Raw genomic sequence first — 8870 nt, 5'->3', positions numbered from 1 at the left:
GTCGCGTCCTATCACACGACGTCGGGCTTCTACTCGGTGACAAGGTCGTACTTCACGTCCCCATACGTGAACGGGTTGCTCACTGCGCTGGCGTCCGGATCGTCGGGAGGAAACGGCGTGTTCACCTACGGCGCGACGAGCACGTTCCCCACCAGCAGTTTTAGCGCGACCAATTACTGGGTCGATCTGGTGTTCAATTCCGATTAGCCAGGAGAGGTCGGCGCCTTGGTCGTGAGCACCGCGACGCCTTCCTCGATGTACCGGTTGCCGGACTTACGCCAGATGTTGTCGTCGCCGGGCAGTGATCCGGGTGTCGTCCAGGCCCAGCGGATGATCAGCCTCGATCACTCACGGGTGAGCCGAGCGGAGTAATCCGAGATCGGCTCCAGGGCCCGGCGGACACCCACGTGATCAGCGGGGACGACGACGCTGCCCTGGATGGTGTGGCCCGCGCTGAGGTTGGGATTCTCTTGGCGCGGGATCGGATCGGGCGGCGTGGACGTCGTGACTCGCCTCGCCGGAGGGGGGGCGACCGGTGCGTGGACCACCCCTGGACGTCATCGCTCATGAGCACGTGCAACGTGCTCATGGGAGATCGCGGAGCGGTGGGCCGAGGAGATGCGCCGGCAGCTGCGAGGTCCCCACGAGGCCTGGTGGAAAGGACCCCACGTGATCTCAGGAGACGACGGCGCTGTCAGAATGGTGTGACGTTTCTGGGGCCATGGAGGATCCGGCATGCTCGCGCACCACATAGGTCGGCCGGCCCATTCCGCTTCCGTGGATCCGGCCGATGTACTCGCCGAGAACTCCGATGGAGATCAGCTGAGCGGACGAGAAGAGCGCCACCATCGTGGCTACGGTGGTGAATCCGGCCACCGTGGTGTCGCCCGCTATGAAACGCCATAGAACGAGGCCACTCAGAAACAAGCCGATGAGGCCGACGAGGAACCCGAGGTAGCTCGCCATCCGGAGAGGGACCGTGCTGTAGCCAAGCAGCATGTTCACCGCATGCCGGACCAGCAGGCGCAGCGAGTAGTTGGATCGCCCGTGCTCGCGTTCGTTCATGTGCACGTTCACCGCGTCCACCTGCGTGGTGGCCCACGACAAGGCCACATCGAGAGACGCATGCGGGCCGGACAGCTCATCGAATCCATCACGAAGGCGCGTCCGGAAGGCGCGGAAGGCGCTGATCTTACGCGCGGCCCGGATGCCGAGCGCACCCGCCATGCCGGCTTTCACGGACCGTGAGGCGACGCTTCGGAGGAATCCGTGTTCCTCCGCGTACGGTACGCCGTATACGAGGTCAAGGCTGTCACCGTCGAGCGCGGCCAAAAGGAGCGGGATCTGCTCCGGCGGATGCTGCAGATCGTCGTCCATGGTGACGACCACGTCGAACTTCGCATCTCTGATTCCGGCGAGCAGCGCGTTGTGCTGGCCGTAGTTGCGGGACAGATGAATGGCGCGAACGCCATCGGTCCGCGCCGCCAGGTCGGCGGCCGTGCTCCAGGTCTCGTCCGGGCTTCCGTCGACGACGAGGATCACCTCGTGCAGGATCGACACCGCGCGGAGGACCGGCATGAGCCGGTTCACGAGTATCGGGAGGGTTTGCGCAGAGCGAAAACACGGAATTACCACCGACACTGACATTGTTCTCTCCGATTGCCTTCTTCAGCCGACTACACTCCGTTTGATCCTGGCGCCCGATCATGATCTGGAGTGATTGTCATATGGTTGAAGTCGAAAGCCGTTCCGTCCACGGCGCGCATCCACGTTCCGGCGGGCGAGCATTGTTCTCGGCCCTTAGTGGACACCGCATCACATACCTGTTCGCCGGTGCCATGACGGCTGCCGTCTATTACGCTCTCCTTGGCCTAGGATTGCTGGCGACCAACGGTGCGGTGTCCTATCTTTTCCTCGTCGTGACGAGTCATCTCGTCACCGTGATCATCGTTTACCCGTGGTACAGGCTGGTGGTCTTCCGCGTGTCCGGGCAATCGTGGCTGGCCGGTTACGTCCGGTTTTATGTGGTCGGGCTCAGCTTTCTCGGCGCGTCCCTCTTGGGTCTCCCGATTTTGGTGGAATACGTCGGAATTCCTATTATGCTGGCCCAGGGTCTGATAATAGTAATGAGTCCGCCCCTGAGTTATGTGATACACCGGAGTTGGACGTTCCGTAACCGCACGAACGTCTAGTTCGGGCAACATATCCGATGGTCTTCGACAAAGGCGATCTGTGGTTGAGGGCGATCGATTGGCGCTCCGCATAGGTTCGAGCAGGGCCGGGACTCATCGGCCACGCTTCTGCGGAAGGACTCCGACGTCGATGAAGGCTCTCGTTCTGGCGGGCGGCAAGGGAACCAGGCTGCGCCCGCTGACGCACACTTCGGCGAAACAACTGGTCCCGGTCGCGAACAAACCGGTGCTGTACTACGGACTTGAAGCGATACGGGACGCGGGCATCACGAGTGTCGGAATCATCGTGGGAGACACGGGTCCAGAAGTCCGGCGCGCCGTAGGGGATGGGTCGAGGTTCGGACTCGAGGTGACCTATATCCCGCAGGAGGCCCCTTTGGGGTTGGCGCACTGCGTTCTGATCGCTCAAGACTTCCTCGCCGACGACCCTTTCGTCATGTACCTCGGCGACAACTTCCTGATCGGTGGAATCGCCGATCAGGTCAGCGCGTTCCAGGCAGGCGGATACGATGCCCAGATTCTGCTCACGAGGGTGGCCGAACCCCAGTTCTACGGCGTCGCGGAGCTAGGGCCCGCCGGTGAGATCATCGCACTCGAGGAGAAGCCGGCCGTCCCGAGAAGCGATCTGGCCATCGTGGGGGTGTATCTGTTCTCTCCGGTCATACACCAGGCAGTGCGGGCGATCGAGCCCTCGGATCGCGGCGAGCTGGAGATCACCGACGCGATCCAGTGGCTCATTCGAACGGGCCACTCCGTCCAGTCGCACATGGTCAGCGGATACTGGAGGGACACAGGACGGCTGCAGGACATGCTGGAGTGCAATCGCATCGTCCTGGAATCGGTCGACCGTGACATCAAGGGCGCGGTCGATACCTTGAGCGAGATCACTGGAAGGGTCGTCATCGCGCCTGGCGCGGTGGTCGAGAACTCGATTCTCCGCGGGCCGATCGTGATCGGGGCGGACACCAAGATCTCTTCGGCGTACGTCGGTCCGTTCACCTCGATTGGGGAGGGCTGCGTCGTTCAGAACGCAGAGATCGAGTACTCGATCGTCCTCGACGGCTCCTCGGTGGATGGCGTCTCGCGCATCGCGCACTCCCTGATCGGACGCAACGTCGAGGTGAGCCGCGCGAGTGGTCCGCCGTACACACACGAGCTCATGGTCGGAGACCACAGCCGGATACAGGTTCGCTCCTGATCCGCGAGATCCACCACCTGATCTCTTGTGACCATTCGGGCCCCATTCATCTACGCGGACCGACTCCGCAGATGAAGGGTCTGTTTCACCTCTGTCCCTCAGACGGCCGCGAGCAGCGTGGGTCGCACCAGATGAACCGTGAGGAGGGTGCACACTGGCTCGAATCCGTACCTTGCCCAAGCCCTCTGCACGCGGGTGTTGTGCCCTTGGGTGGAGATGACGACCTCCGCCGCGCCGCGAGCCAGCGTTCGGTCCTCTACTCCTTTCAACAGGTGGGCATAAAGGCCACGTCCTTGTGCTTTGCCGACGATTCCCGCCAGCAGGATCTCCGTTCGAAGGGCGGTCTCATCGAGCGTCGCCAAACCGAGGGCGTCATCCACCTCCCGCTCCCAAAGAGCCAGGCACCTTCCCTCATCGACGGAGCGCTGAGCCCATTCCTGGTAGCCCGCCAGCGCATCGCCGATCTCGAACAGAGGGTTGGCCAGATAGTGATTTCCGTACCTGGCGAACATGTCAGCGATCAGTGCCTTCGTCGTGGCCGGACAGACGGTCCCGGTCGTCCGGAGGTTCTTCGACGGGTCGGGCGCTCGGCCCTCTCCCGCACGCACGCGCCAGTACGTGAGAGAGTCCGCGAGTATCGCCGTCCGGCCCAACGTGATCAGCTGTGCGAACCATGCGACGTACTGGGCCGGGTATCGGAGCACGATGATGTCCGCGTCCGATTCGCGAACGGCCTCACGCACTGCGATGAAGGAGTCCTCAGCATCGAGCGGGGCGGTGAGGCGCTCGACCGAGCGCCCGAAACGCGCCGACTCCCGCGGTGACTCATGGATCTGCACGTCCTCCGCCTGCACGATGTCATGCCACGCCATCAGACCACCTCGTAGCTCAGGACGGCGTCGATCACGCGCGCGACGTCGGCCTCACCCAGGTCCGCATACAGGGGGAGTCTCGCGAGATGATCGGCCACCCGCTCGGTAACCGGGCACCCGCTCGCCACCCGCCCGTACCGTAGCCCGGCAGGGGCGCTGTGCAGCGGCTCGTAGTGGGATGTCGCCTGGACGCCCTGACGGGAAAGGTGTCCGATGAACGACTGGCGGTTCTCGAGATCGGGGAGCAGCAGGTAGTAGATGTGCGCCGTATGCAGACAGCCCTCAGGGACCCCGGGCTGGGCGACCGCGTTCTCCTTCGCCCAGCTGGACAGTTCGTCGTGATACCGCTGCCAAACGGCGTGGCGCCACATCTGGATCCGGTCGAAGGACTCCAGTTGTGCTGTCAGTTGGGCAGCGACGAGGTCGGAGGGCATGTAGTTCGAACCGACCTCGATCCAGCGGTACTTGTCCACCTGCCCCCGGAAGAACCGGCTGCGGTTGGTGCCCTTCTCCCGGATGATCTCCGCCCGAGTGGCAAGGCCGGCCTCGTTCAGCAGCAAGGCGCCGCCCTCACCGCACTGCACGTTCTTCGTCGCGTGGAAGCTCTGCGTGGCCATGCATCCGAACGACCCCAGAGGCCGGTCGCCGTAGGACGCACCCAATCCATGAGCGTTGTCCTCTATGAGAGCCAGGCCGTGCCGCTCCGCGACAGCACTGATGATCTCCATCGCGCAGCCCACACCTGCGTAGTGAACGACGACGATGGCGCGCGTACGATCCGTGATCGCCGACTCGATCAGGCGCTCATCGATGTTCAGGGTGTCCGGCCGGCAGTCCACGAACACGGGGATCGCCCCGCGCAGGGCGAAGGCGTTGGCCGTCGACACAAAAGTGAACGACGGCATGATCACCTCATCGCCCGCCTGGAGATCGAGGAGGAGCGCAGACATCTCCAGCGCGTGCGTGCAGGAGGTGGTCAGTAGCGCCTGCTCCGACCCGGTGAGCTTCCTCAGGAGTCCGGTCGCCCGCTTGGTGAACGGCCCGTTCCCGGAGGTGAATCCCTGGTGCACGGCTTCCGCCAGGTAGTTCAGCTCGTTTTCGGCGATGTGCGCTTTGTTGAATGGAATTGTCGCTAGACCGGTAGTGCTCACGACGTCAGTGAACAGGGAGCGAACCAGCCGACACGCGCGTCGATCGCGTTCGTTGGCGAGCCCTTGCAGAAGCCTTACACGCGTTACGCGAAGGCCCGGGTTCAGATCATCGAAGCAGGGCTTCTACGAGCCGACGGGATTGCCGTCGTAAACGACGTCGACCCAGTAGTTCGTGGCTTGGAAGGCGCTTGTGGGGAAGGCGTTGGTCGCGCTGTAGGTGTAGACGCCGTTGCCGCCGTTGCCGCTACTGGCGAGCGCGGTGAGGGGGCCGTTGTTGTATTTGGAGGTGAAGTAGGGGCGGGTTAACGAGTATTTGCCGGTCGGCGAGTAGTAAGAGGCGATGTACGTCGTGTCGGGGTTGATCGTGACGGGGTTGGCGAAGTTGACCTGTTGCCAGCCGGATGCCGTTTCGTTGGTGAAGGTGGCGCTTGCGAGGAGTTGCCCGCTGCTGGACCACAGGCTTCCGGTGTGGGTTCCGGAGTTTTGCGGGCTCTTGTAGAAGCGGATGCCTCGGATGGCTCCGCTCGTGGCCGCTTGGAATTTCACGCCGACGGTGACGGCCTGCCCGTCGGGGTGGTCAGTGACCTCCGGCGTATCCGTAGCGCTCCAGAGGCTCTCGAACGGTGTGAAGACGACGTCGACCCAGTAGTTCGTGGCTCGGAAGCCGCTTGTGGGGAAGGCGTTGGTCGCGCTGTAGGTGAAGACGCCGTTGCCGCCGCTGGGGCCGTTGGCGAGCGCGGTGAGGGGGCCGTTGGTGTGTTTGGTGGTGAAGTAGGGGCGGGTTATCGAGTAGTTGCCGGTTGGCGTGTGGTAGGAGGCGACGTACGTCGTGTCGGGGTTGATCGTGACGGGGTTGGCGAAGTTGACCTGTTGCCAGCCGGATGCCGTTTCGTTGGAGTAGGTGGCGCTTGCGAGGAGTTGCCCGCTGCTGGACCACAGGCTTCCGGTGTGGGTTCCGGAGTTTTGCGGGCTCTTGTAGAAGCGGATGCCTCGGATGGTCCCGCTCGTGGCCGCTTGGAATTTCACGCCGACGGTGACGGCCTGCGCGTCGGGGTAGTCAGCGTCCTCCGGCGTAGCCGCAGCGCTAAAGAGACTGCTCGTCACTGTCTGCGTCACTAGCGGTGACGTGCTTGGGGCGAAATGGATGATGGCTTCGTTGTCGGGGGTGTCGCCCCCAAGATAGACGGCGGTCAGCGAGTGTTCGCCCGCCGTCAGGGTGGAGATCGTGATCGTCGCCGGGCCAAGGCTGTTGTGGTTGTCGGTGCCGAGGACGGTGTCGCCGTCTTTGAAAGCGACCTGTCCCTGGGGCACGATCGACCCTGAGACCGGGCTGACCGTGGCGGTCAGGGTGACGGACTGACTCGTCCGCGAAGGATTGGGAGAAGTCGTCAACGTCGTCGTGGTCGGCGGGTCGTTCGGGACCGTGATGCGGGTCCTCGGCGGGTTGGCGGTGCCCTGGAGGACGGCGATGCCGTTGATGGCGAAGACACGACCGAAGACGGCCGCACCTGTGCCGACGGTGACCGAGTTAGAGGCCAGCACGTTCCCTCGGAACGTGCAGTTGGTCCCCAACGTCGCCGAGCCGGTGAGCTGCCAGAAGACGTTGTTCGCCTGGGCCCCGCCGACGAGGTTGATGTTGCTGACGTTGGCGGTTGAGAGGGTGGTGGCCCGGAAGATGAAGACGGCATCCGGGTCGGCCTGGGCATCCAGCGTCAGCGTGCCGGTTATCTGGAAAGTGCCTCCGGGCGGGCTGTAGACACCTGGAGTCTTGGTCGTGCCGCCGAGCTCGCTGGGCACGCTCGTCGCCGGCGTTCGCGAGGCGACCTCGTTGTAGGCGGCGATCAGGTCGGCTCTGGCCGACGCCGCAGCCGAGTCGCCGGCGTGGATCGACCCGCTCACGGTGCCGGGAGGAAAGCCGGTGACGGAGTCCCCCGGGCTCACTCCGAGATCTCCCGTGATCGCGGTGAGGTCGGTGTTGGACACCGCGGTCCCCGCGAAGACGCCGAGGGGCGCGCCGTCGCCGAGGCTTACGGGATTCGGCGCCGCGGCCGCGCCCGGTGCCGGGGCCACGACGGCGGTCATCGTGAGAAACGCTGCAAGAATCGCGGCACCATAACGGCGGCCGATAATTCGGACGTGAATTCGAAGGCGCCCAGAGTTCGTCTCATATCTGACAGTGTGTTTGGCTGTTTGGCCGCTTTTGTCATGCTTACTGGAAGGGCTGGTGGTGAATGACGAGGCGGGCTCTTCCATGGGGAACCTCATTTGCGCGGGATTTTACTTCACTTTACCCATGCGGTTCCCTTGATCGCCACCCTTGCGTGACTGTCTCTATGGCTCCCTTTCGTGATTTGAATATGTGTACCTTTGATTTACTTTGCCCGAATGATTGTGCTTGTGAGTGAGCAATATGGTCCGCAATGCGGTGGTGACGTTGAATGATCGTCAGTCGGCGGCGGGCCGCTGACGTTCCGTAGCGGAGTCCGCGGGCGGGGCCGGCCCGCGGACGACGGCGTCCAGGTCTCAGGTCACATCCGGCGACAGCAGGTCTCACTGATCATCGAGCGCGTGAATTCATGAGGCTGGAGGCGTGATGGTGGTGAACGCGCTGCAGTAGGCCGGTCCCCACGCCGATCCGGGAGGCGGGGGAGGGGCGGTGAGGATGCACGCGGACTGCGCGAGCGTACCGGCCGAAGTCAGCACGGTGATCAGCAGGGTGTTGAAGGGGACGGCGGCCTCGGTCAGCGAGACGCCGATCACGCCGGACGGGTAGTCCTGAACCGAGGCCAGGCTGTGCCACGGCTCAGCCGTCCGAGGGTCGCGGATCCACGTGGTGCCGTCGGCGACGTACGCCGTGAAATTCGTGTCGAACGGGTCGAACAACAGCCCGACAAGTGTGGAAGCGACGCTCGAAGTGGTTCCGGCCGAGCCGCCCGGTCCGGCAGGTCCGGCGGGGCCGGCCGGCCCCTGGGGCCCGGGTGGGCCAGGGTGTCCGGTGAGGCCGGCCGGCCCCTGGGGTCCAGTCGGTCCCTGGGGTCCAGCCGGCCCGGAAAGACAGCCATGAACGGGGAGAGCGTCGTGTCCGGGAAGGCCCATCGGCCCTCGGGGCCCTTCGGGGCCCTGGAGACCTCTCGGCCCGCGCAGGCCTCTCCCGCAGTGATGCCGGCACTGGTGACGCCTCTGGCAGCGTTTGTGGAACCCCGCGGGCGGCCCATCCCCGTTCGCCTGGTGTTCCGTCCGGAGCGGGCCTCTCGCGGGAGAGGCCGCGCTCACCACGTCGGGATCGGACAACGCGAGAGCTCCGAAGGCCACTGTCAACAAGGCGGCCAAGCTGGAAGTTCTCCGAGGAATCAATTTGCTCTCCTTTGCGGCGACATTTGAACTCTTTGTTCACCGCAAATTTGACGGTGCGGTCGGGAAATACCCTTCCGCGATATGGTGACGCCTTTCCGGAGTT

Annotated in this window: 8 protein-coding genes; 3 read left to right on the top strand and 5 right to left on the bottom strand. The window is 64.1% G+C overall.

Annotated features, from left to right (window positions below; genetic code table 11):
- On the top strand, window positions 1-207 hold a 207-nt coding region (locus Pph01_RS38335), incomplete at its 5' end, for a DUF4082 domain-containing protein (protein ID WP_204078151.1).
- Window positions 208-675: 468 nt separating this feature from the next.
- Here Pph01_RS38335 and Pph01_RS38330 read toward each other — a convergent pair.
- Entirely contained in the window at window positions 676-1647 is a 972-nt protein-coding gene (locus Pph01_RS38330; RefSeq protein ID WP_204078150.1) for a glycosyltransferase family 2 protein, read from the bottom strand.
- Window positions 1648-1727: 80 nt separating this feature from the next.
- Here Pph01_RS38330 and Pph01_RS38325 point away from each other — a divergent pair, with 80 nt between their 5' ends.
- Both Pph01_RS38325 and Pph01_RS38320 read left to right on the top strand, forming a co-directional pair.
- Window positions 1728-2192 (top strand): GtrA family protein, encoded by a 465-nt coding sequence (locus Pph01_RS38325; protein ID WP_204078149.1) that lies wholly within the window; start codon window positions 1728-1730, stop codon window positions 2190-2192.
- Between the two features lie 130 nt (window positions 2193-2322).
- Window positions 2323-3390 carry a glucose-1-phosphate thymidylyltransferase gene (locus tag Pph01_RS38320; RefSeq protein WP_204078148.1) on the top strand — a complete coding sequence of 356 codons (1068 nt, stop codon included), beginning with the start codon at window positions 2323-2325 and terminating at the stop codon, window positions 3388-3390.
- A 98-nt stretch (window positions 3391-3488) separates the two neighbouring features.
- Here Pph01_RS38320 and Pph01_RS38315 read toward each other — a convergent pair whose 3' ends face one another.
- From Pph01_RS38315 to Pph01_RS38300, 4 genes are all read right to left on the bottom strand, one after another.
- Entirely contained in the window at window positions 3489-4244 is a 756-nt protein-coding gene (locus tag Pph01_RS38315; protein ID WP_204078147.1) for a GNAT family N-acetyltransferase, read from the bottom strand.
- A 17-nt stretch (window positions 4245-4261) separates the two neighbouring features.
- A complete protein-coding gene (rffA, locus tag Pph01_RS38310; protein ID WP_239117334.1) occupies window positions 4262-5413 on the bottom strand; it encodes a dTDP-4-amino-4,6-dideoxygalactose transaminase in 1152 nt (383 codons plus the stop codon).
- Window positions 5414-5536: 123 nt separating this feature from the next.
- Window positions 5537-7666: a DUF4082 domain-containing protein gene (locus Pph01_RS38305; RefSeq protein ID WP_204078146.1), complete on the bottom strand. Its 2130-nt coding sequence runs from the start codon at window positions 7664-7666 to the stop codon at window positions 5537-5539.
- A gap of 321 nt (window positions 7667-7987) precedes the next feature.
- Window positions 7988-8296 carry a hypothetical protein gene (locus Pph01_RS38300; protein ID WP_204078145.1) on the bottom strand — a complete coding sequence of 103 codons (309 nt, stop codon included), beginning with the start codon at window positions 8294-8296 and terminating at the stop codon, window positions 7988-7990.
- Window positions 8297-8870: the final 574 nt, after the last annotated feature.

Source organism: Planotetraspora phitsanulokensis (assembly GCF_016863295.1).
In the GTDB taxonomy this organism is placed as follows: Bacteria; Actinomycetota; Actinomycetes; order Streptosporangiales; family Streptosporangiaceae; genus Planotetraspora; species Planotetraspora phitsanulokensis.
The sequence above is the reverse complement of the archived record's forward strand: the minus strand, read 5'-3'. Positions and strand labels throughout refer to the sequence as shown.